The following is a 23,524-nucleotide window of genomic DNA, read 5'->3' on the forward strand; positions in this document are numbered from 1 at the left end:
CATGATCTTCGCCTCCAATGTGTTCCTGTTCCTGTACCTGCCGCTGTTCCTGGCCGTGTATTTCCTGGCCAGGGCGCAATGGCGTTCGACGGTAATCGTGGCCGCCAGCTACATTTTCTACGCCTGGTGGCGGCCGGACTTCCTGCTGCTGTTCGTTGGCATCACCTACTGGAACTACTGGTTCGGCCTGCGCATCAAGGCACGCCTGGATGCCGGCGACAAACGCCTGGCCCTGCGTCTTCTGTGGATCGGCGTGGCCGGCAACCTGTCGACCCTGGGCTACTTCAAGTACGCCAACTTCGGCGCCGAGGTGCTGGCCATGCTGCTGGCGCCGCTGGGCATCAACACCTGGACGCTGGAAAACATCTTCCTGCCGCTGGGCATTTCGTTCTACGTGTTCCATGCCTTGAGCTACATCGTCGACATCTACCGCAAAGAGGCCACGCCAACGCGCAACTTCATCGATTTCGCCGCCTTCGTCGCGCTGTTCCCGCACCTGGTGGCCGGGCCGATCCTGCGCTACAGCCAGCTGGCGCCGCAGCTACGTGAGCGTACCCATTCGCTGGAGCTGTTCTCGCTGGGCGTGTGCCGCTTCATGCTCGGCTTCATCATGAAAGTGCTGATCGCCGACCGCCTGGCGCCGATCAACGTGCTGTTCGTCAGCGAAGGCACGCTGCAGTTCAGCGATGCCTGGTTCGGCCTGGTGATCTCGACCCTGCAGCTGTACTTCGACTTCGCCGGCTACAGCCACATGGCCCTGGGCCTGGCGCTGATGATGGGCTTCCGCTTCCCGGAGAACTTCAACCAGCCCTATGTGGCGCAAAGCATCACCGAGTTCTGGGCCCGCTGGCACATGACCCTGGCGCATTTTTTGCGCGACTACGTGTACATGCCGCTGGTGCGCAAGCGCGTGGCCGGCGCCTTGCCGGCGCTGATCTGGACCATGCTGCTGTCGGGCCTGTGGCACGGCGCGAGTTTCGCCTTCATCTGCTGGGGGCTGTTCTTCGGCGTGGGCATGGTCATCGAACGCAAGTTCAACCTGGCGACCAAGGTCGGTGCGCCCTACCACGCGGGCCGGCACTTGCGCACCGGCCTGCTGATCGTGCTGAGCATGCCGCTGTTCTTCACCATGGACCTGCGCCACAGCATCGACATCTACAAGGCACTGTTCGGCCTCAACGGCTTCGGCTCGCTGGAGCTGTACGTGCTCGGCGCCTCGAAAATGGCCATGGCCTTCGCCCTGGTGGCGCTGGCCTGGCTGGTGCTGGCCGGGATCAACAACCTGCGCTTCTACGCCGGCAACAAGGAAGGCTATTTCATGCGCCACGTCGGCGCGCTGCACAGTGTGCTGCTGTGGGGCGGCTTCCTGCTGGCGCTGAGCAGCCTGGCGGCCAACTCGTTCTCACCCTTCCTGTATTTCCAGTTCTAGGAGCGTGCCATGTACCCGGTGATGAATTCGGCCAGCAAGGCCAATGGCATTCTGTTCGCGGTGGTGCTGGCGGCGATGTTCATCTATTCGCTGCCGCCGGTGTTCAGCTTTGCCCGCACCTCGACCGACACCTGGAACCTGTTCGTCGATGGCAAGCTGCTGCGCAAGTTCGAGCAGGCCTACGACAAGCGCTTCTTCCTGCGTGAGCCGTCGGTGGAACTGTGGGCCGATGCCCAGTTCCACCTGTTCGGCGAAGGCACCAAGGGTGTCGTGCTGGGCAAGGATGGCTGGCTCTACACCAACCAGGAATACCGCGTGCCCAACGACCTTGACGCCAACGTCGCCAGCCAACTGGAGCAAATCGCCAAGGTCCGCACGCAACTGGCCGAGCACGGCAAGCAGCTGGTAATCCTGCCGTTGCCGATGAAGCTGGACGTGTACGCGGCGCATGCCGAGCATGCCTTCGACCCACGGGTGACCAGCCTCTACGATCATTTTGTCGGCGAGCTGCGAAACCGCCATCTGGACGTGGTGCCGCTACGCGCCGCGTTCCTCGCCAACCTCGAAGGCCCGCCGCTGTTTCTCAAGTCCGACACCCACTGGAGCCCGGAAGGCGCGCGGCTGTCGGCCTACGAACTGGCACGCCAGCGCCCGCAACTGCTGGGCGACCAGGTGTACGTGTCGCGCAAGGCCGGTGAGAAGAGCATCAAGGGCGACCTGATGAACTACATCCAGTTCGACCATGCGCGCCTGGCGCCGCAGTTCGGCCCCAACCCGATCGCCTTGTACGAAACCCTCAGGGCCGAACAAGGCGCTGACGACCTGTTCGCCGAGGCGAACCAGAGCCTGCTGCTGGTCGGCACCAGCTACAGCAAGATCGACGACTGGAACTTCGTCGGCTTCCTCAAGGAGGCACTCAACCGCGACCTGTTGAGCATTGCCGTGGAAGCCCGCGGCCCGTTCGAGGCGATGAGCCAGTTCCTTGCCAGTGACGAGCTGGCCAACACGCAGATCGACACCGTGGTCTGGGAATTCCCCCTGCGCACCTTGCTCGCCCACCGCCCCGGCTCGCTCAGCCGCAGCGCTGCGCCCCAGCATTTCTGACGATTCAAGGAGAACCTGATGAGACTTGCCCCACTGTTCACCGCCATCGCCTTGGCCGCAGCCAGCCATGCCGCCCTGGCCGCCGAAGGCAACGCCGACCTGTACGATGCGGTGGCCCCGGCCGACTCGGCGTTCGTCCGGGTGCTGAACCTGTCCGACCGCAACATCGACGTCACCCTCAGCGGCAAGGTCAACCCGCAGCGGGTAGCCGCCGGCCAGCTCAGCGGCTACCGCTTCACCCCTGCCGGCCCGCACAAGATCGCCGTCGGCAGCACGTCGATCGAACCGCAGCTAAAGGCCAATGCGGCCAGCACGGTGGTCTACGACGGCAAGCAGCTGAAACTGATCAGCGACAAGTACGTCAACGAGCCGAAGAAGGCGCAGATCGCGTTCTACAACCTGACCACCAACCAGGCCGCGCTGAAGACTTCCGATGGCAAGCACGAAGTGGTCGAGGCACTCGGCAACGGCGAGACCGGCACGCGCATGGTCAACGAGGTCAAGATCGACTTCGCCGCCTACCGGCAGGACACCAAGGTCGCCAGCTTCGACGAGCAGTTCCTGAAGAAGGGCCGTTCGTACAGCTACGTGCTGCTACCTGGCAACCGCAGCATGACCATCGCCAACAGCATCGACCCGACCGAGTGATCAAAGCCCTGCAAGGATGAACGGCACATGAAGACCCTTGTTCCTTTTGGCCTGAGCGCTGCCCTGGCCTTGCTCGGCCTGCCGGCCCAGGCCGCGCAGCCGGCTCCGGCTGCTCAAGTGGCCGGGCCTGGCTGCGAGAACCTGCAATGCATGGTTTGCCCGGCCTTGAGCGACCCGCAACGCTATGCCGAGGGGCGCATGAAACTGATGCGCGAGATCGTCCCCGGCAAGGACCGCTGGCTGTTCCGCTCGGCCGTCGACCTGACCAATGACTTCGGCATCCCCGCGCCGATGCGCCCGGAGTTCGCCCGCTTGATGCAGGCCTTCGAACGCCAGGGCATCCATGTGGCCATGGCGATCCAGCCGACCCGCGGGCTGATGCACCGCGACAAGCTGTTCGCCGACCAGTTGCATGGCTTCGACTATGCCCGTGCCAGCAACAGCCTCAGTGCCTACCTCGGCCAGTTGCGCCAGGGCGGCGCGGTGGTGGCGCCGATGATGCAGCTGGTGCAACAGCCGCCGAAGGGCGAGTACTTCTTCCGCCGCGACCACCACTGGACGCCCAGCGGCGCCGAGGCCACGGCGAAACTGATGGCCGAGGAGATCCGCCGCCAGCCGTTCTATGCCGGGCTGACCAAGAAGGCATACCGTACCGAACCGGGCGTGATGGTGCCCAAGGACGGCACGATGAACCTCGCACTGAGCAGCATCTGCGGCAACAACTACGGTTTCCAGTATGTGCGCGGCTACCAGACCATCCCGGTGGCGGCAGGCGCCGACGCGCTGTTCGACGAAGCACCGAACCCCCAGGTCATCCTGGTCGGCGACAGTAACGCCGCGGCCCGTGAGGACGAGAGCAAGCAGTTCAACTTCGATGGCTACCTGAAGCAGTACCTGAACGTCGACATCCTCAACTACGCCCTGCCTGGGGTGGGCGAGGATGGCTCGCTGCTGGAGTACTTGTTGTCGAGCGACTACAAGCCCAAGGCGCCGCCCAGGCTGATTGTCTGGGAGCTGCCGGCCAACTACCGGCTCGACTCGCCGCTGATGTACCGCCAGCTGGTACCGGCCATTCAGGGTGGTTGTTCGGCAAGCCGGGAAGTGCTCGGCGCGAAGCTGCAGCGCCCGGCCTTGAAAGTGGGTGAACGCATCGAGCTGCTGAGCAATGCCGGCAGCGGGCGCCAGGCGCTGTCGAAGGGCTTTCTCGACATCCGCCTGAGCGACAAGAACGTCAAGGACTTCTACATCATCGTCTATTACGACAATGGGGCGCGGGACAAGGTGTGGTTCCGCCGGGACGCAGTGGTGACGGGTGGCCAGTACTACCTTGAGCTGAGCAAGGCCCCGGAGTTTGCCGGGGCCAACCTGCTGTCGGTGTTCATGGAGCCGACCAAGCCCGGGACCACGGCGACCGATGTGGAGACTCGCCTGTGTCTTTGAAGACTGTATTGCCCTGCCTGGGAGGGCTGGCCATGGCGCTCGCCATCCCCCCGGCCCAGGCGGCCCAATCCATCTGGCCCGCCCATAGCACGCCGCAGTCGGCCATGATCGCCGACTACCGCACCCTGGCCTGCAGCCAGCAGCCGCCAGCGCCCTACACCGGCAGCCTGCACCTGGAAAGCAAGTACGACCAGCGCGATGCCAGCAAGTCGACCCTGCGCAGCAGCCCCGACGCCAACAGCGAGCAGATCGCCAGGCAGGTCAAGCAGTTCGTCGGTGGCCTGATCTATGCCAGCAAACGCTTCCAGCGGGCGAAGAAGCCGCAGGACGCCAACCTGGCACTGGCCTGCCAGGACCAATGGTTGCAGGCATGGGCCACCGCCGGTGCCCTGCTCAACCCCGATGCCAGCGGCACCGGCATGGCTGCCCGCAAGTGGTCGCTGGCCGCCATGGCCGGCGTTGTGCTGCTGACCCAGTCCGCAGCCGACGGCAAGCTGCAACTGAGCCCGGAACAGCGCAGCTGGTTCAGCCGCCTGGCCGAGCAAGTGATCGCCGAGTACGACCCCCGGCGCAGCGCTACCCGGATCAAGTTCAATAATCACGACTACTGGGCGGCCTGGGCCGTGGCCGCCACCGGCATGCTGGTCGGGCGCGACGACTTCATCCAGTGGGCCGACGGCAACCTGCGCCTCGCCCTGGCCCAGGCCGTGCGCTCCGCTGATGCCAGCTACGCCTATCTGCCGCTGGAAGTGGAGCGCGGCAAACTGGCCGCCACTTACAGCCAGTACGCGCTGGTCCCCTTGGTGCTGCTGGCGGAATCGGCTCGCGCCAACGGTTTGCCATGGAGCGCCGACGATCAGCAGACCCTCGACCTGCTGGCCAACTTCGCCGCCCGTAGCGTGCTTGCCCCCGACGACCTGCCCGAACTTGCAGGCAAATCCCAGGCGGATGTCGCCCCCTACAAGCTGGCCTGGCTGATCCCGTTCCTGCAGCGCAACCCCGGCCATGCCCTGGCGCGCCAGCTTTACGACAGCGAAGACGGCGAGGTGGACAACTACAGCCAGCTCGGTGGCCCGATCAAACCGTTCTACCCCCCTCTGCCCGGATCAAGGAGCTGACCCATGGCTGCCCTCGCCCGCTTTTCCCTCACCTGCCTGGCCGCCTTGTGCCTGGCCGGCGCTGCCCACGCCGCCAGCCAATCGCTGCCGGTCAACCAGACCGTGGACACCCTGCCCGGTGAGCAACGCCAGCTCAAGGTGGACCAGCTGCGCCAGCAGGTGCATCAGGCCGTGGCCTTCCAGCAGGCCGAGCGGCCACGCCCGGCCGGGCGCGCCAGCGTCAGCCTGCAGCCAATGTTCTCGTCCCAGGCCGGCAGCTGGCCGTTCGAGCCATTCGTCAACAATGGCCTCTTCCGCGCTATCGCCGGTTACCAGGCACACCACCCGCAGGTGGTGATGCTGCGCGCTGGCAGCATCACCCTGGCGCAGTTGCACGACGCCCTGAACGATCCGCGCATCCTCAAGCGCTACAAGGATGGCTACCTGCTCAGCTACCCGCTGATGATCGCCAGCGACGCCGGGCTGGTGCTCGAAGGCACCCGCCTGTACCTGTCGCGTTTTTCTGGCACGGCGCTGATCAACCAGGGCTGGCTCGGGCTCAACCAGTCCAGCCTCGAGAGCCTGGCAGGCGACAAGCCGGGCAGCACCGACAGGGCCTGGCGGCCGTTCGTGGTGGCCTGGGCCGGTAGCCATACCCAGGTGATCGGCTCGACGCTCAAGCGCCTGGGCTACAACGCCAATCTTTCCCGTGGCCTGACCACGGCCCTGAGCACCCAGCAGGCGGCCAGCACGCGCCCGGCCACGCTGATCATCCGCGACAGCCAGTTCAGCGAGATGTCCAGCGCGGTGGAGCTGCAACACAGCCAGGCGACCATCACCGGCAGCCAGTTCGGGCAATCGCAGCAGTACGCCATCGACGTGCAGGACAGCCAGGTCAAGCTGCAGGGCAACCAGCTGCGCGGCATCGACAACAACAGTGGCGTGCGCCTGCGTGGCCAGACCCGCGCCTTGGTCGAAGGCAACCTGATCCTCGGCGCGACCAAGGCCGCCATCGAAATCAGCGAGCAACAGGGCGCAGTGCTGCTGGCCGGCAACCGCATCGGCGACAGCCGGGGCAATGGCATCCAGTTGCGCAACCTGGCACCGACCGTGGCGGCGCCGCTGGTGATCGATGACAACTGGCTGGCCAGCAGCCAGGGCAGCGCGGTGGATGCCAGCGAGGTGAGCGCCGTGGCGCTGCTCGACAACCGCATCGGCAATACGGCGGAATATGCCATCAGCGTGCGCAATGCCACGCCGCTGGCCGGGCCGTTGCTGCTCAGCGGCAACCGCCTGGGCCGGGTCGACAAGGCGCTGGTGCGGGTGGAGGGAGTGCGCGACGTGCTGCTCGGGGGCAACCGCTTCGATGGCAAGCCGTTGCTGCAGAACCTGTTGATCGGGGACTTGTTGCCCTTGCAGGGGCAGTTGCTCGAAGCTACGGTTCGCCAGGGCGAGACTGTGCGGGTGAGGCAGCAGTGATCCAGCATTGCTGTGACTGCACCGGCCTCTCCGCGGGTGAACCCGCGAAGGGGCCATTGCAGGTCAACCGATAACGCGCTGCATCCTCACGAAGCACTCATCCTCACCCATCTCGACGAACCCGTGGCGCAGATAAAGCTGCCGCGCCCGGTTGCTCTTGAACACCATCAACCTCAACAGCGGCAGCCGCCGCTGCGCCGCCCAGTCAGTCAGCGTTTGCAGTACCCAGCTGCCCACCCCACGCCCACGCTGTTCCGGCACCAGGTGCAACTCACGAATGAACAACGCCTGCCGATCCTGGCTCAGGCTACAGTAGCCCAGCACGGTTTCGCCCTCCATCACCAGCCACTGTTCGCGCCAGCCCCAGGCTTCATCGAATGCTTCCTCGATCCACAACAGGTCGAACTCGCGGTAGTAGGGCAACATCGCCCGGCGCGTAAGGTCGCGGGCAAACGTGCGCCAGGCATCGCTCGCGGCGACCAGCACGCGCGGGCCATCTTGCTTGTCTGGCGCGTCGTAGACGCGTTTGCAGCGAATCATAGGGTTCTCCTGCCATGACCGTCTGTCTTGAGCCTAGGTAATTCATTGACCGAGGTCACGTCCAGCCGGGGAATTGTTTCTATGCTCAGAGCCACCCTCGCCGACGCCAATCGGAGCCCCCATGGCAACCCCGTCCCTGGCCAGCCAGCCGCCACTGGTCCACAGCGATGCTCGCCCGCAGCTTTCACACAAACCCGGGCGCGCCACCCTCGTGTTGTTCTTCGGCCTGCTGCTGGCCGGCATCGCCTACACCGCCTGGAGCCTCAAGCAGGACGTGGCCGCCAGTGGGACAGCGATCACTACTGCCACGCCGTTCCTGCTGCTGGGCCTGGCGCTGCTGATTGCCCTGGGCTTCGAATTCGTCAATGGTTTCCATGACACCGCCAACGCGGTGGCCACAGTGATCTACACCCACTCGCTGCCGGCACCGGTGGCGGTGGTCTGGTCAGGCTTGTGCAACTTTCTCGGCGTGCTGCTTTCCAGTGGCGCGGTGGCGTTCGGCATCATCGCCCTGTTGCCGGCAGAGCTGATTCTACAGGTCGGTTCCTCGGCTGGCTTCGCCATGGTTTTTGCCTTGCTGCTGGCGGCGATCATCTGGAACCTTGGCACCTGGTGGCTGGGGTTGCCGGCGTCCTCTTCGCACACGCTGATCGGCTCGATCATCGGCGTCGGCGTAGCCAACGCGCTGATGCATGGGCGTGACGGCACCAGCGGGGTCGACTGGGCGCAGGCCAGCAAGGTCGGCTATGCCCTGTTGTTCTCGCCGCTGATCGGCTTTGCCTGTGCCGCCATGTTGCTGCTGGCGCTGCGTGCGCTGGTCAAGCGCAAGGCGCTGTACCAGGCGCCGGAAGGCCGCACGCCGCCACCGTGGTGGATCCGCGGGGTGCTGATCCTGACGTGCACCGGCGTGTCGTTCGCCCACGGCTCCAACGACGGGCAGAAGGGCATGGGCCTGATCATGCTGATTCTGGTCGGCACCCTGCCGATGGCCTATGCCCTGAACAAAACCATGCCCAGCGAGCAAGCCGTGCAGTTTTCTGCCGTTGCCGAAATCACCCGCCAGGCGCTGGTCGACACCGCGCCCACACCGGCCCCCGGCGACCCGCGCCAAGCATTGACCGCCTTCATCGCCGAGCCCAAGGCCAACCCCCAACTGGTACCAGCCCTGGCCGCGCTCAGCGGCCAGATCGGTGACCAGGTCAAAGGCTACGGTTCACTGAAGCGCGTGCCGGCCGAAGCCATGGCCAACGTGCGCAACGACATGTACCTGGCCAGCGAAACCATCCGCCTGATCGAGAAGAAACAGCTGGTGGCATTTGATGCCGATAACCGCAGCCAGGTGCTGGCGTTCAAGACGCAACTGGACGACGCAACCCGCTACATCCCGCTGTGGGTCAAGGTGGCGGTGGCCATCGCCCTGGGCCTGGGGACCATGGTTGGCTGGAGACGTATCGTGGTGACGGTGGGCGAGAAGATCGGCAAGACTCACCTGAGCTATGCCCAGGGGGCTTCGGCGGAAGTGGTCGCCATGTGCACCATCGGTGCGGCGGACATGTTCGGGCTGCCGGTGTCGACCACCCACGTGCTGAGTTCGGGGGTGGCCGGGACCATGGTCGCCAACGGCTCGGGGATTCAGAAGCGCACGCTGGTCAACCTGCTGATGGCCTGGGTGCTGACCCTGCCGGCGGCCATGCTGTTGGCCGGCAGCCTGTACTGGCTGCTGAGCCAGGTTTTCTGATCAGCCGGGGATTTTCAGGCCACGCTGCACCGCTGGCCGCTCGAGGAACTTCGCCAGCACCCGCTGCACGTCCTTGAACGCGTCGAAGCCCACCAGTTCACGGGCGTTGTAGCGCTCCACCAGGTTGCGCACCCAAGGAAAGATGGCAATGTCGGCGATGCTGTAATCGTCGACCATCCACTCACGCCCTTTCAAGTGACGGTCCAACACACCCAGCAGGCGCTTCGATTCGTTGACGTACCGGTCACGCGGGCGCTTGTCTTCGTATTCCTTGCCGGCAAAGAAATGGAAGAAGCCGACCTGGCCGAACATCGGCCCGATGCCGCCCATCTGGAACATCAGCCACTGCAGCGTCTGGTAGCGCTGGGCCGGATCCTGGCTCAGCAACTTGCCGCTCTTTTCTGCCAGGTACTGCAGGATCGCCCCCGACTCGAACAGCGGCAACGGCTGGCCACCTGGGCCGTTGGGGTCGAGGATCGCCGGGATCTTGTTGTTGGCACTGAGCGAGATGAACTCGGGGCTCAGCTGGTCATCGTTGTCGAAGCTGACCTTGTGCGGCTCGTAGGGCAGGCCGATCTCTTCCAGCATGATCGACACCTTGACGCCGTTGGGCGTGGGCAGCGAGTACAGTTGCAGGCGCTCAGGATGCTTCGCAGGCCATTTATGGGTGATGGGGAAAGCGCTCAGATCAATCATGGTCAACCTTGGGCTTGAATGGGAAGCTGTCACTCTAGAGACATCCCGGCTCGCTGGCCATCACCGGCCGTTGATCAGCTGGCTTGACCATGCGCCTTGAGCTTGAGTTTTTCGGTGTCCACCCGCACGAACACCGAGTCGGCGCTGACCGTCAGCACATCGCCTGCCCAGACCTCGCAGACGACCCGGGTCTTGCGCCCGACTTCACCTTCCACGCGCGCCTTGAGCAATAGCTCTACGCCCATCGGCGTGGGCTTGAGGTAATTCAGCCCGAGGCTGCCGGTGACACAATCGATGCGCGGCAGGCTGCCCGCTTCGCGGCCTTCGGCGCGGTAGTGGTAGGCCATGGCGGTCCAGTTCGAATGGCAGTCGACCAGCATCGCCAGCAGGCCGCCATAAACCAGGCCGGGCCAGCCGATGTAGGTGCTGTCGGGTGAGTGCCGGCACAGCAGGTGAATGCCGTCGGCATCCCAGTGGCTTTGCAGGTGCAGGCCGGAGGGGTGGGAGCAACCGCAGCCGAAGCAGGTGCCTTCGGGGGCAGCGAGGGCCTGGAGGGAAAGCGGGTTATCGTTCATACGCAGCCTTGTGCTTGTTGGAACGGGGGCGCGAAACGCCCCCATTAAAGCAGAAAGTTCAAGCCGGCTGGGCAACCACCTTGCCGCCCTTCTGGGTCAGCGACACCAGCAGGATGAACAGGGTCACGCCAGCGGTCATCAGCGTCTCGTAGCGGTAGGCGTCGCTGAACAGCATGTAGCCCAGGACCATGACGATGGTGCCTATCACCAGCCAGGTCAGCCACGGGAACAGCCACATCTTCAGCTCCAGCGGGCGCCCTTCCCGCTCGGCCCGGGCGCGCATGCGCAGCTGCGACACGGCGATCACCAGGTACACCAGCAAGGCGATGGCGCCGGTGGTGGACAGCAGGAAGCCAAAGACCTTGCCCGGCAGCACATAGTTGACGAAGCAACCGACGAAGCCTGCCAGGGTCGAGAGAAGCACCGCCACAGTCGGCACGCCAGCACCGGAGATGCGCTTGGTCATGCTCAGCGCCTGGCCGCGGGCACCCAGCGAATAGAGCATCCGCGAAGCCGTGTAGAGGCCGGAGTTCATGCAGCTGGTCACCGCCACCAGTACCACCAGGTCGACCAGCAGCTTGGCGCCCGGCACGTTGAGCACTTCCAGCACGCGCTGGAACGAGCCCACCGCTTTCAGGCCAGGATCGTTCCAGGCTACCAGCGACACCACCAGGAAGATCGACGCCAGGTAGAAGATGGCGATGCGGTACACCACCAGGTTGGTGGCACGGCGGATCTTGTCTTTCGGGTTGGCGGTTTCGTCGGCAGCAATGGTGACGATCTCGGCGCCGAAGAACGAGAAGATGGTGATCAGCACGCCACCGAGCACGGTGCCGAAACCGTTGGGCATGAACCCACCGCTGTCCCACAGGCGGCTGATGCCGGACACCTCGGCCAGCGGCCAGAAGCCGGACACGGCCAGGCTGCAGACCGCGATGAAGGCGATGATCGCGACCACCTTGACCAGCGCGAACCAGTACTCGAACGCGCCGAAGTTCTTCACGCTGACCAGGTTGCTGCCCGACAGCACCAGCATGATCAGGAAGGCGAACAGCCAGGACGGCACACCGGGGAAGTAGGCATGCAGGATGTCTGCACCGGCGATGGCCTCGACCGGAATGATCAGCACCCAGAACCACCAGTACAGCCAGCCGATGGTGAAGCCGGCCCAGGGGCCGATGGCCTCGGAGGCGTAGGTGGAGAACGAACCGCTGTTAGGGTTGGCGATGGCCATTTCACCCAGCATGCGCATCACCAGCAGCACCAGCAGGCCGGTCATGGCGTAGGAGATGAGAATGGCCGGGCCAGCCGTGGCGATGGCGTTGGAAGAACCAATGAACAAGCCGGCACCGATAATGCCGGCAATGGAGATCATGGACACCTGACGCGAGGTCAGGCCGTGCTGCAAGGAACGCTGTTTGTTGTTGTGTAGCGAAGCCATGGAGAACCCTCGAATGGGTCGGCCGGCGTGCGGCTGAAGTGCCGTCGTCGGCTGAAAAGTTGGAGCAGAATTCTTGTAGGTCGAGTTGCCGTTTTTTGTTGTTTTATGTCGCCGGTCGCGCAGTTACCTCCTCTTCGCCGTACCGGTTGTAATCGTTGATCGAGGTCAGTATTAATCTATAGGGCAAGGTCAACAAACGACCTTTTCGAAGCACATGATTCCAATACGGAATGAACTTCTTCCTTCTTTGCTCGGTACGCGCCTGCCATGTCCAAACGCCTGATGCCCTCGACCACCGCCCTGCAGTGCTTCGAAGCCGCCGCCCGGCACCTGAGCTTCACCCGTGCGGCACAGGAGCTGCACCTGACTCAGAGCGCCGTCAGCAAGCAGGTCGCGCAGCTCGAGGACATGCTCTCGCACTCGCTGTTCCAGCGTATTCGCCGGCGCCTGCACCTCACCCCGGCCGGCGCCCTGTACCTCACCGAAGTGAACAAGATCCTCAACCAGATCGACATCTCCAGCCGCTACATCCTCAGCTACGGCGACGAGACCGAGGTGCTGCGCATCGCTACCCAGCCGACCTTCGGCGCGCGCTGGCTGGTGCCCAGGCTCAAGGGCTTCGGTGACCGCCACCCGCGCATCCACCTGGATATCCGCAACGAGCTGGAGCCGTTCGACCTGGTGCAGGCCAAGGCCGATATTGCGTTTTTCTTCGGCCAGGGCACATGGCCGGGGGCCACCTGCATCGAGCTGTTCAGCGAGGAAGTGGTGCCGGTGTGTGCGCCCGGGCTGCTGGCCCGGCACCGTTTCGACAGCGCCGAGGCGCTCACCGAGCACCGGCTGCTGCAGTGCGCATCACGGCCGGAGGCATGGCACGAATGGTTCCTGGGCTTGGGCTTGCACAGCCAGAACAGCTACCACGGGCCGCGTTTCGACACGTTCTACCTGTGTATCCGCGCGGCCATTGCCGGCTGTGGCATTGCCCTGATTCCGCGCTACCTGGTGGCTGAAGAACTGAGCGAAGGCAAGCTGGTAGTGGCCTGGAACCACCCGGTGGCGAGCAATGGCCGGCATTTCATCGCCCATGCGGAACATGCTGCCGAAGTGCCCAAGGTCAAGGCCTTCGTGCAGTGGATTCGCGAGCGGGTTGCAGAGGGAGACTGAGCGCGAAGGAGCAAGTTCATGAATCGCAGGAATGACCGCAATCGAATAATTCGTTTGCGGCATACTACCGTGGCGCGCTTGGATAGTAAGAAACTTGAACAAGGTCCGCGTGCCCATGAAACTGGAAAGTATCAGTCAATCCATTGCCATCGTTCATCCGATCACACTTTCCCATGGCCGTAATGCCGAAGTCTGGGATACCGACGGCAAACGCTACATCGACTTTGTCGGCGGTATCGGCGTGCTCAACCTGGGCCACTGCAACCCGGCGGTGGTCGAGGCGATCCAGGCCCAGGCCAGCCGCCTGACCCACTACGCTTTCAACGCCGCGCCCCATGGCCCGTACCTGGAGCTGATGGAGCGCCTGCACCAGTTCGTCCCGGTCAGCTACCCGCTGGCCGGCATGCTCACCAACAGCGGCGCGGAAGCGGCGGAAAACGCCTTGAAGGTCGCCCGCGGTGCCACTGGCAAACGCGCCATCATCGCCTTCGACGGTGGCTTCCACGGCCGCACCCTGGCGACCCTGAACCTCAACGGCAAGGTCGCGCCCTACAAGCAGCGGGTCGGCGAATTGCCGGGGCCGGTGTACCACCTGCCCTACCCCAGCGCCGATACCGGCGTTAGCTGCGAGCAGGCGCTCAAGGCCATGGACCGCCTGTTCAGCGTCGAACTGGCGGTGGAGGACGTGGCGGCGTTCATCTTCGAACCGGTGCAGGGTGAAGGCGGCTTCCTCGCCCTGGACCCGGCATTCGCCCAGGCGCTGCGGCGTTTCTGCGATGACCACCGGATCCTGATCATCATCGACGAGATCCAGTCCGGCTTTGGCCGCACCGGCCAGCGCTTCGCCTTCCCGCGCCTGGGGATCGAACCGGACCTGCTGTTGCTGGCCAAGAGCATCGCCGGCGGCATGCCGCTGGGCGCAGTGGTCGGGCGTCAGGAGGTGATGGCGGCGCTGCCCAAGGGCGGCCTGGGAGGCACCTATTCGGGCAACCCGATCGCCTGCGCGGCAGCGCTGGCAAGCCTGGCACAGATGACCGACGAGAACGTCGCCACCTGGGGTGAGCGCCAGGACCAGGCGATCGTTGGCCGCCACGCCCGCTGGAAGGCCTCGAAGCTGAGCCCGTACATCGGCCGCCTGACCGGTACCGGCGCGATGCGCGGCATCGAGTTGGTCAATCCCGACGGCAGCCCGGCGCCGGTGCAGTTGGCCAAAGTGATCGAAGCGGCGCGCGCCAAGGGGCTGCTGCTGATGCCCAGCGGCAAGGCGCGGCACATCATTCGCCTGCTGGCACCGCTGACCATCGAGGCCGAGGTGCTCGAGGAAGGGCTGGATATCCTCGAGCAGTGCCTGGCTGAACTGAGCTGAGGGTTACAGGCCCAGTTCTTCAGGCGTGAGCATGTCGGACTCGAAGGCGATCCAGCCGCCTTCGAGTTCGGCGTGGCCGTTGACGATCGGGCCGTAGTAGGTAAGGCCGTTCTCCAGGGTCACGCAGATGTGCGTGGCGGTTTTTTCGGGGGCCGCGAGCGTACCGACGAAATGCACCTTCTTCAGGGTTTCGGTCACCGCTTCCAGGCCGACGCGCATGCCCGGGTTTTCCGAGGCTTCGGTGTCACCGCCGCGGTCTTCGGCGCTGATGGTCACGGTGGCGGTGTAAGGGTACTTGGTGCTCAAGCGGGGTTACCTCGAAAGGGTGTCTGGGTATTTGGGCGCGTAGAGTACGGCAGGTGATCTCTGTTGTCTCTACTGGCCTCTTCGCGGCGGTTCGACGCCTCGATGAGCCCGCGAAGAGGCCAGGCCTGCAAAAGCTGCCCCGATCTGTTAGGGTGCCCGCCGATGCACGCCACACCACACGAGGACACCTGAGTGAGCGCCGAAGAACCCCTGATCGCCGACCTGTTCGAGGTCGACAAACGCCTGACCCTCAAGCCCGTCGTGGATTTCAACAGCTTCCTGCGCAACGCCTTTGGCGATGGCCCGTGCTGCTGCCACCGCTGCGCCGAAGGCAGCGACCAAAGCAGCTACAGCCACGCCCACACGTTCACCTTCGAAGGCCGCCCGTGGCATCGCCGCTTTGCCAGCACCGCCGGCAGCGACGTCGCCCAGGTACTGAAAAAGGCCTGGCTGTCGTACACCAAGGCCGAGCTCACCCTGATCGGCGCACTGGACCTCACCACCCTCAAGACGTTCACTGAGGCCAGCCTGCACGAGCGACTGCTGGCCCTGCTGCCGGCCAGCGGCCTGGCCCGTGAAATCGACGGCCAGTGGATGCTGCAAGCCCAGGCTGACTGACGGCCCGGCGGTCAGGCAGGATTCCCCCGCTCTGCTACCGTGGGGGAATCCGCCCATCTGCAGGTAGTCCGTCATGGCCCGTACAACGCCCATCGAGCTGTACCGCAATATCGGCATCGTCGCCCACGTGGATGCTGGCAAGACCACGACCACCGAGCGCATCCTGTTCTACACCGGGGTCAACCACAAAATGGGCGAGGTGCACGATGGCGCTGCGACCATGGACTGGATGGCCCAGGAACAGGAGCGCGGCATCACCATCACTTCGGCAGCGACCACGGCCTTCTGGCAGGGTTCGACCAAGCAGTTCGCCGACAAGTACCGTTTCAACATCATCGACACCCCCGGCCACGTCGACTTCACCATCGAGGTGGAGCGGTCACTGCGCGTGCTCGATGGCGCGGTGGTGGTGTTCAGCGGCGCCGACGGCGTCGAGCCGCAGTCCGAGACGGTCTGGCGCCAGGCCAACAAGTACCAAGTGCCGCGCCTGGCCTACATCAACAAGATGGACCGCCAGGGCGCCGACTTCCTGCGTGTGGTCAAACAGATCGACCAGCGCCTGGGCCACCACCCGGTGCCGATCCAGCTGGCCATCGGCAGCGAAGAGAACTTCATCGGCCAGATCGACCTGGTGAAGATGAAGGCGATCTACTGGAACGACAACGACCAGGGCACCAGCTACCGCGAAGAAGCCATTCCCGCCGAACTGCAGGACCTCGCCGACGAATGGCGCGCGCACATGATCGAGGCCGCCGCCGAAGCCAATGATGAACTGACCATGAAGTTTCTCGAGGGCGAGGAGCTGAGCGTCGATGAAATCAAGGCAGCCTTGCGCCAGCGCACCATTGCCAATGAAATTGTCCCGACCATTCTCGGCTCGTCGTTCAAGAACAAGGGGGTGCCGCTGATGCTCGACGCGGTGATCGACTACCTGCCCGCGCCTTCGGAAATCCCGGCGATCAAGGGCACCGACCCCGACGACGAAGAAAAGCACCTGGAACGTCACGCCGACGACAAAGAGCCCTTCTCTGCCCTGGCCTTCAAGATCGCCACCGATCCCTTCGTCGGCACCTTGACCTTCGCCCGGGTGTATTCCGGCGTGCTCAGTTCAGGCAACGCCGTGCTCAACTCGGTGAAAGGCAAGAAGGAACGCATCGGCCGCATGGTGCAGATGCACGCCAACCAGCGCGCCGAGATCAAAGACGTGTGCGCCGGCGACATCGCTGCGCTGATCGGCATGAAGGATGTCACTACGGGCGACACCCTGTGCGACATCGACAAGCCGATCATCCTCGAACGCATGGACTTCCCCGACCCGGTGATCTCGGTGGCGGTGGAGCCGAAGACCAAGGGCGACCAGGAGAAGATGGGCATCGCCCTGGGCAAGCTGGCCCAGGAAGACCCGTCGTTCCGTGTGCGCACCGATGAAGAAACCGGCCAGACCATCATTTCCGGCATGGGCGAACTGCACCTGGACATCATCGTCGACCGCATGAAACGCGAGTTCAACGTCGACGCCAACATCGGCAAGCCGCAGGTGGCCTACCGCGAAAAGATCCGCAACACTTGCGAGATCGAGGGCCGCTTCGTTCGCCAGTCCGGCGGGCGCGGGCAGTATGGCCACTGCTGGATCCGCTTCGCCCCCGGCGATGAAGGCAAGGAAGGCCTGGAATTCATCAACGAGATCGTCGGCGGCGTGGTGCCACGCGAGTACATCCCGGCGATCCAGAAAGGCATCGAGGAGCAGATGAAGAACGGTGTGTTGGCCGGCTACCCGCTGATCAACCTCAAGGCCGCCGTGTTCGACGGGTCTTACCATGACGTCGACTCCAACGAGATGGCCTACAAGATCGCCGCCTCCATGGCCACCAAGCAGCTGTCGCAGAAAGGCGGTGCGGTGTTGCTGGAGCCGGTGATGAAGGTCGAGGTGGTGACACCGGAGGAGTATCAGGGCGATATCCTTGGCGACCTGAGCCGACGTCGGGGGATGATCCAGGATGGCGACGAGACACCCGCCGGCAAGGTGATCCGCGCCGAAGTGCCGTTGGGCGAGATGTTCGGCTATGCGACGTCGATGCGCTCGATGACCCAGGGGCGGGCGAGCTTTTCGATGGAGTTCACGCGGTATGCCGAGGCACCGGCTAGCATTGCCGATGCCATCGTAAAGAAGAACCGGGGAGAATAAGCGGTTTTCCTGTACCGGCCCTATCGCGAGCTGCGCTCGCTCCTACAGGGATCGCATACCCCCGTAGGAGCGAGCGCAGCTCGCGATAGGGCCAGTGCAGGCAGCCATTATCTTCAGTGCTGCTCACCAGCCCGCTTCAGCAGTTTCTTGCAGCGCTCGGAAAGGTGCACCACGCGCAGGTGCTTGCCCGCCTTGGCATAACGCTCGCGCAAGGTTTTCAACGCGGCGATCGCCGAATAATCGACAAAGCTCACATGCTGGCAATCGAGAGTGACCCTCTGCGGATCACCCGCCGCATCGAACTGATTGAGGAACTGCGTGGTGGAGGCAAAGAACAGCGTGCCATGCACCTGGTAATGCTTGCCCCCTTCCCCGTCCTCGTGGCTGTCAGCGTAAAGCTCACGGGCATGCTGCCAGGCAAAGTTCACCGCCGCGATGACGATACCGAACAGCACCGCCACGGCCAGGTCGGTGAACACTGTCACCACGGTCACGGCGATGATCGCCAGCACGTCGCTCACCGGCACCTTGTGCAGCACCCGCAGCGAGGCCCAGGCAAAGGTCTGCTGGGCCACCACGAACATCACCCCGACCAGCGCCGCCAGCGGAATGCGCTCGATCAGCGGCGACAGGAACAGGACGAACAACAGGATCATCAGCCCCGCTACCACGCCTGACAACCGCCCTCGGCCATTGGAGCTGAGGTTGATCACGGTCTGGCCGATCATTGCGCAGCCACCCATGCCACCGCACAGGCCGGAGACCATGTTGGCCGCCCCCAACGCCACGCATTCGCGGTCCGGGTAGCCACGGCTCTCGGTGATCTCATCGGTGAGGTTGAGGGTCAGCAGGGTTTCCAGCAGGCCGACCATGGCCATCAGCACTGCGTAGGGGACGATGATTTTCAGGGTTTCCAGGTTCCAGGGCACCGCCGGCAGGGCCAGCTGCGGCAGGCCACCGGCAATGTGCGCCATGTCACCGAGGGTGCGGGTCGGCAGGCCGAGCAGGTACACCAGCACGCCAACACCGAGAATCGCCACCAGCGCAGGCGGCACCGCACGGGTCAGTTTCGGCAGCACATAGACCACCAGCATGGTCAGCGCCACGAGGCCGATCATCAGGTACAGCGGTGCGCCACTGAGCCACTGCCCACCGTCCTTGAAGTGCTCGAGCTGGGCCAGGGCGATGACGATCGCCAGGCCGTTGACGAAGCCGAGCATCACCGGGTACGGCACCAGCCGCACCAGTTTGCCCAGACGCAGCAGGCCGAACAGGATCATCACCACTCCGCCCAGCAGGACGGTGGCCAGCAGGTATTGCACACCGTGCTGCACCACCAGGGCGACGATCACCACCGCCATGGAGCCCGCAGCACCGGAGATCATCCCCGGGCGGCCGCCGAACAGCGCCGTCAGGGTGCAGATGATGAAGGCGCCATACAGGCCCATCAATGGATTGAGGTGGGCCACCAGGGCGAAGGCGATGCACTCGGGCACCAAGGCGAACGAGGTGGTCAGGCCGGCGAGCAGGTCGGCGCGTAGTCGGGCGGGTTTCATGGGCATCCTGTGGTGCTGTCCGGGCGGACGGTACAAAAACAAGGGGCGCGATGTTACGGAATTTGTCTGACAGCAGCCACCGCAAGACGTGTCATCGGCCCGTGCGGGTCAGCCACTGCGCCATGGACGCGTCCTCCAGGGCATACTCGCCTCGGTTGGCCTTCCATACCAGTTCCTTGTCGCGCAGGGCATCCAGGGCCTTCTGTACGTTGGGCGTGCTGGCGTTGACGTCGGCCCCGGCCTGCTCCAGCTTGCGCGCGACCTCGATCAAGGTCTGCTCGGCGAAAGGCGAGAACGGCTGCCGGCCCTGGGCGCGTTCGGCCATGACTTCCAGCACCGCCTGTTGCAAGGGTGACAGCTCATTCCAGGCACTTTCGTGGTCACTCCATACCCCGGCCTGATGATTGAGCGCGCCGGTGCGCAACAACTCGCCCAGGTTGGCCGCCTCACCCAACCCCACACTGACCTCGGCCAGCAACTTGTTGAGCATTTCCGGCCGCCGCCCCACCAGCTCGAAGGCATATTCCAGGTCCTCGGCCTTGAACTGGTTGCTGTCGGCCAGGCGGCGGTTCCACAGTTCGGTGACGAAACCGACATACTCGCGCCCCAGCAACGGGAACGGGGTGATGCTGGCGCCGAAGAACGGCTGCTTGATCTTGAGCACCAGGTTGGCGAGCTTGTCACGGCTGGAGCCGGTGAACACCAGGCGCAGCCCGTCCGGCCGGTCACCGCGATTAAGATGATCCCGCGCTGCCTTGAGGGCGAACATCGCATTGAGGCCGTCCTCACTGTTGAGCGCGTGCTGCGCTTCATCAATGATCAGTACCACCATCTGCCCTGACACCTGGTGCAGCACCGCCAGCGCCTGGGCCAGGGTAGTTCCGGCGGGCAGCTGCGGGCGGGTGAAATCCCAGCTGAGGGTACGCAGCAGGTTGATCTTGTCGATGCCCGCTTTCTTCGCGGCCTTGGCCAGCGCACCCTCGAAACAGCCCAGCGCGGTGCCGATCGCGCCGCTGATCAGGTCGGCCGGGGCGGCATCGCGGTCCGACCACAGGTCGACATACACCGGCAGCCAGCCACGCTGCACGCACTCGGGGATGAAGTCATTGTTGAGGAAGGTGCTCTTGCCGGTACGCCGAGGTGCCGCCAGGAACATGCCCGAGCTGTAATCGACCAACGACTCGCCGGCAAGGTCCTGGGCCAGGGCTTTGGCCAGCTGTTCGCGACGTAGCAACGGACGGGAGGGTGCCATGCCATTATCCTCGATTATCTTCGCAACTATAATTTATAGCCTACAAGATAAAACACGATAAAACACCCTTTTCACCTTGCCTTGGCAGGTGTGCAGCTGTGATCCAGGCCCGGCAAACTGCCAACAAATTTGCCATCATGTTGATTCCACCTGCGGAGATCATGGACATGCCGCTACGCCCCCTCTTCACTGCCCTGCTGCTGACTGCCAGCCTCACCGCCCAGGCCGCCACCGAGGTAGTGCCCCTGCAGCACCGCAGCAGCGCCGAACTGCTGCCCGCCGCCCAGGCCTTCATTGGCCGCGACGGCACGGTGAGCGCTTTCGAGAACAAGCTGATCGTCAATGCCAGCCCCGAGCGTATCGATGATCTGCGCACGCTGCTGCAACAGTTGGACACCGCGCCCAAGCGACTGCTGATCAGCGTCGACAACAACGACAGCAGCTATCAGGACACCCGCGGCAACGGCCAGGTGATCCGCTACGGCACCAGTAATCGCGACGGCGGCTTGCAGCAAATCCAGGCCAGCGAAGGCCAGCCCGCGTTGATCCAGATCGGCCAGAGCATCCCGATCACCAGCAGCAGCACCGACGGCTACGGGCGCATCCAGAGCAACACCGAATACCGCAATGTGACCCAAGGCTTCTACGTTACGCCGAGCTTGAGCGGAGATACGGTTCGTCTGCAAATCAGCACCAATAATGACCGAATAAGCCAGGAACGCGCCGATGTAGTGAAAGTGCAAAGTACCGACACGACCATCACCGGCAGGCTCGGCGAGTGGATCACCCTGGCCGGTTACAACCAGCAGAGCCAAGCCGACCGCAACCCTTCAAGCCGTACCTACAGCACCCAGCGGGGTGAAAACATGACTTTGCGCGTCAAAGTCGACCTTCTGGACTGATCCCAGGCAATTCAAGGCTTCGACCAAAGGCCTTGAAACTGACCGCCAAGTCGCATTAGACCAAAGATGTAGTAAGTGAAAAAAACCACTACAAAACATTTGACAGGGTCTTTTTGCCAAGGGCATGATGGCCTCGCTCCCGCTAATCAGGGGCCCTGGCAAGGGCCTTCGAGGCGCACTCCTCCCACCCCTGGAGGCACCTCGTGTCTATACGGCCCACAAGGCGGTTCGACGGGATTGCGACTGCAACGAAGAAGTTGTCCCGAGGGACGGAAGCGCATCACCGCAGTTCTGGCAATCGCGTAGCACCGCAGCAAGGCAACCACGAGCCGACCTGCCGGAGCGCACCTGCGCCTGACCTGCACCTCCTTCCCCTTCGAGCCTTCGCGTTCGCCGCCGCATTCCCCCGGACAGGACAGCCGCCAGGTCCCTGATCGGCCCCGAGCATCAGCACAATTACCCCAAGATCGATGCGACGAGGTTTATTTCCATGGCACTGACACGCGAACAGCAAATTGCAGCCCTCGAAAAAGACTGGGCCGAGAACCCGCGCTGGAAAGGCGTGACCCGTACCTACACCGCCGCCGATGTCGTTCGCCTGCGTGGCTCCCTGCAGCCGGAGCACACCCTGGCCCGCCTGGGTGCAGAAAAACTGTGGAAGCTGGTCACCGAAGGTGCCCACCCGTCCTTCCGCCCAGAAAAAGATTTCGTCAACTGCATGGGCGCCCTGACCGGCGGCCAGGCCGTGCAGCAGGTCAAGGCCGGCATCCAGGCAATCTACCTGTCCGGCTGGCAGGTGGCCGCCGACAACAACTCGGCCGAATCCATGTACCCGGACCAGTCGCTGTACCCGGTCGACTCGGTACCGACCGTGGTCAAGCGCATCAACAATGCATTCCGCCGCGCCGACCAGATCCAGTGGAAAGCCGGCAAGAACCCGGGCGATGAGGGCTACATCGACTACTTCGCGCCGATCGTGGCAGACGCAGAGGCCGGCTTCGGTGGTGTGCTGAACGCCTACGAACTGATGAAGAACATGATCGAAGCAGGCGCCGCCGGCGTGCACTTCGAAGACCAGCTGGCTTCGGTGAAAAAATGCGGCCACATGGGTGGCAAGGTACTGGTACCGACCCAGGAAGCGGTGCAAAAACTGGTGGCCGCGCGCCTGGCTGCCGACGTATCGGGTGTACCGACCATCATCCTGGCCCGTACCGACGCCAACGCCGCCGACCTGCTGACCAGCGACTGCGACCCGTACGACCAGCCGTTCGTGATCGGCGAGCGTACCCGTGAAGGCTTCTACAAGGTGCGTGCCGGCCTCGACCAGGCCATCGCCCGCGGCCTGGCCTATGCCCCGTACGCCGACCTGATCTGGTGCGAGACCGCCAAGCCGGACCTCGACGAAGCCCGTCGCTTCGCCGAAGCGATCAAGAAGGAATACCCGGACCAGATCCTGTCGTACAACTGCTCACCTTCCTTCAACTGGAAGAAAAACCTGGACGACGCGACCATCGCCAAATTCCAGCGCGAGCTGTCGGCCATGGGCTACAAGCACCAGTTCATCACCCTGGCCGGCATCCACAACATGTGGCACGGCATGTTCAACCTGGCGCACGACTACGCCCGCAACGACATGACCGCCTACGTGAAGCTGCAGGAACAGGAATTCGCCGACGCCAACAAGGGCTACACCTTCGTGGCGCACCAGCAGGAAGTCGGCACCGGCTACTTCGACGACATGACCACTGTGATCCAGGGTGGCGCTTCGTCGGTGACTGCACTGACCGGTTCGACCGAGGAAGAGCAGTTCCACTGATCGTGGATTGCTGACTGAGGCCCGGGGCTTGCGAAAGCCCCGGGCCTTTGTTTTTTCTGTACCGGCCTCTTCGCGGCTAAAGCCGCTCCTACAGTGCTTTGCAGTACCTGTAGGAGCGGCTTTAGCAAGGGCCGCAACGGCGGGACGCTGGTCGGTAACAGTCACGGCCAGC

Annotated in this window: 20 protein-coding genes; 13 read left to right on the plus strand and 7 right to left on the minus strand. The window is 63.9% G+C overall.

Translation table 11 applies throughout. The annotated features are described in order from the left end of the window. The first annotated feature begins 1 nt into the window (after window position 1). The 6 genes from ACQKPS_RS21665 to ACQKPS_RS21690 are packed head-to-tail and all read left to right on the plus strand — an operon-like array spanning window position 2 to window position 7,197. Window positions 2–1,429 carry an MBOAT family O-acyltransferase gene (locus ACQKPS_RS21665; protein ID WP_427605596.1) on the plus strand — a complete coding sequence of 476 codons (1,428 nt, stop codon included), beginning with the start codon at window positions 2–4 and terminating at the stop codon, window positions 1,427–1,429. Between the two features lie 9 nt (window positions 1,430–1,438). Next, window positions 1,439–2,533: an alginate O-acetyltransferase gene (locus ACQKPS_RS21670; RefSeq protein WP_254484814.1), complete on the plus strand. Its 1,095-nt coding sequence runs from the start codon at window positions 1,439–1,441 to the stop codon at window positions 2,531–2,533. An 18-nt stretch (window positions 2,534–2,551) separates the two neighbouring features. Beyond that, entirely contained in the window at window positions 2,552–3,181 is a 630-nt protein-coding gene (locus tag ACQKPS_RS21675; protein WP_427605597.1) for an alginate O-acetyltransferase AlgF, read from the plus strand. Window positions 3,182–3,208: 27 nt separating this feature from the next. Then, complete coding sequence (locus tag ACQKPS_RS21680) at window positions 3,209–4,621, plus strand: alginate O-acetyltransferase AlgX-related protein (RefSeq protein ID WP_427605598.1); 1,413 nt, start codon at window positions 3,209–3,211, stop codon at window positions 4,619–4,621. Between the two features lie 32 nt (window positions 4,622–4,653). Beyond that, window positions 4,654–5,739 carry a polysaccharide lyase gene (locus tag ACQKPS_RS21685; RefSeq protein WP_427605599.1) on the plus strand — a complete coding sequence of 362 codons (1,086 nt, stop codon included), beginning with the start codon at window positions 4,654–4,656 and terminating at the stop codon, window positions 5,737–5,739. Window positions 5,740–5,742: 3 nt separating this feature from the next. Then, window positions 5,743–7,197, plus strand: coding sequence for a right-handed parallel beta-helix repeat-containing protein (locus tag ACQKPS_RS21690; protein ID WP_427605600.1), 1,455 nt, complete (start codon window positions 5,743–5,745; stop codon window positions 7,195–7,197). 63 nt (window positions 7,198–7,260) lie between these two features. Here ACQKPS_RS21690 and ACQKPS_RS21695 read toward each other — a convergent pair whose 3' ends face one another. Next, window positions 7,261–7,737 carry a GNAT family N-acetyltransferase gene (locus tag ACQKPS_RS21695; RefSeq protein ID WP_254484804.1) on the minus strand — a complete coding sequence of 159 codons (477 nt, stop codon included), beginning with the start codon at window positions 7,735–7,737 and terminating at the stop codon, window positions 7,261–7,263. Window positions 7,738–7,858: 121 nt separating this feature from the next. On the opposite strand from ACQKPS_RS21695, the gene ACQKPS_RS21700 reads away from it, so the two are divergent. Beyond that, complete coding sequence (locus ACQKPS_RS21700; RefSeq protein WP_427605601.1) at window positions 7,859–9,475, plus strand: inorganic phosphate transporter; 1,617 nt, start codon at window positions 7,859–7,861, stop codon at window positions 9,473–9,475. Here the strand turns inward: ACQKPS_RS21700 and ACQKPS_RS21705 are convergent, their stop codons facing one another. The 3 genes from ACQKPS_RS21705 to ACQKPS_RS21715 form a co-directional block, all read right to left on the minus strand. Further along, window positions 9,476–10,171, minus strand: a complete 696-nt coding sequence (locus ACQKPS_RS21705; RefSeq protein WP_427605602.1) for a glutathione S-transferase N-terminal domain-containing protein — start codon at window positions 10,169–10,171, stop codon at window positions 9,476–9,478. It abuts the gene before it with no gap. Between the two features lie 74 nt (window positions 10,172–10,245). After that, window positions 10,246–10,746, minus strand: a complete 501-nt coding sequence (locus ACQKPS_RS21710; protein WP_254484798.1) for a PaaI family thioesterase — start codon at window positions 10,744–10,746, stop codon at window positions 10,246–10,248. A gap of 58 nt (window positions 10,747–10,804) precedes the next feature. Further along, window positions 10,805–12,187 carry an amino acid permease gene (locus ACQKPS_RS21715; RefSeq protein ID WP_254484796.1) on the minus strand — a complete coding sequence of 461 codons (1,383 nt, stop codon included), beginning with the start codon at window positions 12,185–12,187 and terminating at the stop codon, window positions 10,805–10,807. A 267-nt stretch (window positions 12,188–12,454) separates the two neighbouring features. On the opposite strand from ACQKPS_RS21715, the gene gcvA reads away from it, so the two are divergent. Next, window positions 12,455–13,351, plus strand: coding sequence for a transcriptional regulator GcvA (gene gcvA, locus ACQKPS_RS21720; RefSeq protein ID WP_254484794.1), 897 nt, complete (start codon window positions 12,455–12,457; stop codon window positions 13,349–13,351). A 115-nt stretch (window positions 13,352–13,466) separates the two neighbouring features. After that, window positions 13,467–14,717, plus strand: coding sequence for a 2-aminoadipate transaminase (locus tag ACQKPS_RS21725; protein ID WP_427605603.1), 1,251 nt, complete (start codon window positions 13,467–13,469; stop codon window positions 14,715–14,717). A 3-nt stretch (window positions 14,718–14,720) separates the two neighbouring features. On the opposite strand, the gene ACQKPS_RS21730 is transcribed toward ACQKPS_RS21725, so the two are convergent. After that, a complete protein-coding gene (locus tag ACQKPS_RS21730) occupies window positions 14,721–15,023 on the minus strand; it encodes a hypothetical protein (RefSeq protein ID WP_054884890.1) in 303 nt (100 codons plus the stop codon). A gap of 192 nt (window positions 15,024–15,215) precedes the next feature. Here ACQKPS_RS21730 and ACQKPS_RS21735 point away from each other — a divergent pair, with 192 nt between their 5' ends. Both ACQKPS_RS21735 and fusA read left to right on the plus strand, forming a co-directional pair. Further along, window positions 15,216–15,641 carry a hypothetical protein gene (locus ACQKPS_RS21735; protein WP_283724403.1) on the plus strand — a complete coding sequence of 142 codons (426 nt, stop codon included), beginning with the start codon at window positions 15,216–15,218 and terminating at the stop codon, window positions 15,639–15,641. A 73-nt stretch (window positions 15,642–15,714) separates the two neighbouring features. Continuing rightward, complete coding sequence (gene fusA / locus ACQKPS_RS21740; RefSeq protein ID WP_427605604.1) at window positions 15,715–17,826, plus strand: elongation factor G; 2,112 nt, start codon at window positions 15,715–15,717, stop codon at window positions 17,824–17,826. 113 nt (window positions 17,827–17,939) lie between these two features. Here fusA and ACQKPS_RS21745 read toward each other — a convergent pair whose 3' ends face one another. Together ACQKPS_RS21745 and ACQKPS_RS21750 are read right to left on the minus strand one after the other, a co-directional pair. Continuing rightward, window positions 17,940–19,382 carry a SulP family inorganic anion transporter gene (locus ACQKPS_RS21745; RefSeq protein WP_254484787.1) on the minus strand — a complete coding sequence of 481 codons (1,443 nt, stop codon included), beginning with the start codon at window positions 19,380–19,382 and terminating at the stop codon, window positions 17,940–17,942. Between the two features lie 91 nt (window positions 19,383–19,473). Beyond that, a complete protein-coding gene (locus ACQKPS_RS21750) occupies window positions 19,474–20,634 on the minus strand; it encodes a hypothetical protein (protein ID WP_427605605.1) in 1,161 nt (386 codons plus the stop codon). 137 nt (window positions 20,635–20,771) lie between these two features. Between ACQKPS_RS21750 and ACQKPS_RS21755 the strand changes: the two genes are divergently transcribed. Together ACQKPS_RS21755 and aceA are read left to right on the plus strand one after the other, a co-directional pair. Continuing rightward, the gene (locus ACQKPS_RS21755) at window positions 20,772–21,536 is read left to right on the plus strand and encodes a secretin N-terminal domain-containing protein (RefSeq protein ID WP_427605606.1); all 765 of its coding nucleotides are present in this window, start codon (window positions 20,772–20,774) and stop codon (window positions 21,534–21,536) included. A gap of 490 nt (window positions 21,537–22,026) precedes the next feature. Next, a complete protein-coding gene (gene aceA, locus ACQKPS_RS21760) occupies window positions 22,027–23,352 on the plus strand; it encodes an isocitrate lyase (RefSeq protein ID WP_054884886.1) in 1,326 nt (441 codons plus the stop codon). Window positions 23,353–23,524 lie beyond the last annotated feature (172 nt).

The sequence above is a fragment of the Pseudomonas sp. NPDC086566 genome (genome assembly GCF_050280885.1).
GTDB classification, from domain to species: domain Bacteria; phylum Pseudomonadota; class Gammaproteobacteria; order Pseudomonadales; family Pseudomonadaceae; genus Aquipseudomonas; species Aquipseudomonas vlassakiae.

What these genes read in the sequence shown, in the direction of transcription:
- ACQKPS_RS21665 (WP_427605596.1), top strand. Translation starts at nt 2, where the DNA reads ATGATCTTCGCCTCCAATGTGTTCCTGTTCCTGTACCTGCCGCTGTTC.
- ACQKPS_RS21670 (WP_254484814.1), top strand. Translation starts at nt 1,439, where the DNA reads ATGTACCCGGTGATGAATTCGGCCAGCAAGGCCAATGGCATTCTGTTC.
- ACQKPS_RS21675 (WP_427605597.1), top strand. Translation starts at nt 2,552, where the DNA reads ATGAGACTTGCCCCACTGTTCACCGCCATCGCCTTGGCCGCAGCCAGC.
- ACQKPS_RS21680 (WP_427605598.1), top strand. Translation starts at nt 3,209, where the DNA reads ATGAAGACCCTTGTTCCTTTTGGCCTGAGCGCTGCCCTGGCCTTGCTC.
- ACQKPS_RS21685 (WP_427605599.1), top strand. Translation starts at nt 4,654, where the DNA reads ATGGCGCTCGCCATCCCCCCGGCCCAGGCGGCCCAATCCATCTGGCCC.
- ACQKPS_RS21690 (WP_427605600.1), top strand. Translation starts at nt 5,743, where the DNA reads ATGGCTGCCCTCGCCCGCTTTTCCCTCACCTGCCTGGCCGCCTTGTGC.
- ACQKPS_RS21695 (WP_254484804.1), bottom strand. Translation starts at nt 7,737, where the DNA reads ATGATTCGCTGCAAACGCGTCTACGACGCGCCAGACAAGCAAGATGGC.
- ACQKPS_RS21700 (WP_427605601.1), top strand. Translation starts at nt 7,859, where the DNA reads ATGGCAACCCCGTCCCTGGCCAGCCAGCCGCCACTGGTCCACAGCGAT.
- ACQKPS_RS21705 (WP_427605602.1), bottom strand. Translation starts at nt 10,171, where the DNA reads ATGATTGATCTGAGCGCTTTCCCCATCACCCATAAATGGCCTGCGAAG.
- ACQKPS_RS21710 (WP_254484798.1), bottom strand. Translation starts at nt 10,746, where the DNA reads ATGAACGATAACCCGCTTTCCCTCCAGGCCCTCGCTGCCCCCGAAGGC.
- ACQKPS_RS21715 (WP_254484796.1), bottom strand. Translation starts at nt 12,187, where the DNA reads ATGGCTTCGCTACACAACAACAAACAGCGTTCCTTGCAGCACGGCCTG.
- gcvA (WP_254484794.1), top strand. Translation starts at nt 12,455, where the DNA reads ATGTCCAAACGCCTGATGCCCTCGACCACCGCCCTGCAGTGCTTCGAA.
- ACQKPS_RS21725 (WP_427605603.1), top strand. Translation starts at nt 13,467, where the DNA reads ATGAAACTGGAAAGTATCAGTCAATCCATTGCCATCGTTCATCCGATC.
- fusA (WP_427605604.1), top strand. Translation starts at nt 15,715, where the DNA reads ATGGCCCGTACAACGCCCATCGAGCTGTACCGCAATATCGGCATCGTC.
- ACQKPS_RS21745 (WP_254484787.1), bottom strand. Translation starts at nt 19,382, where the DNA reads ATGAAACCCGCCCGACTACGCGCCGACCTGCTCGCCGGCCTGACCACC.
- ACQKPS_RS21750 (WP_427605605.1), bottom strand. Translation starts at nt 20,634, where the DNA reads ATGGCACCCTCCCGTCCGTTGCTACGTCGCGAACAGCTGGCCAAAGCC.
- ACQKPS_RS21755 (WP_427605606.1), top strand. Translation starts at nt 20,772, where the DNA reads ATGTTGATTCCACCTGCGGAGATCATGGACATGCCGCTACGCCCCCTC.
- aceA (WP_054884886.1), top strand. Translation starts at nt 22,027, where the DNA reads ATGGCACTGACACGCGAACAGCAAATTGCAGCCCTCGAAAAAGACTGG.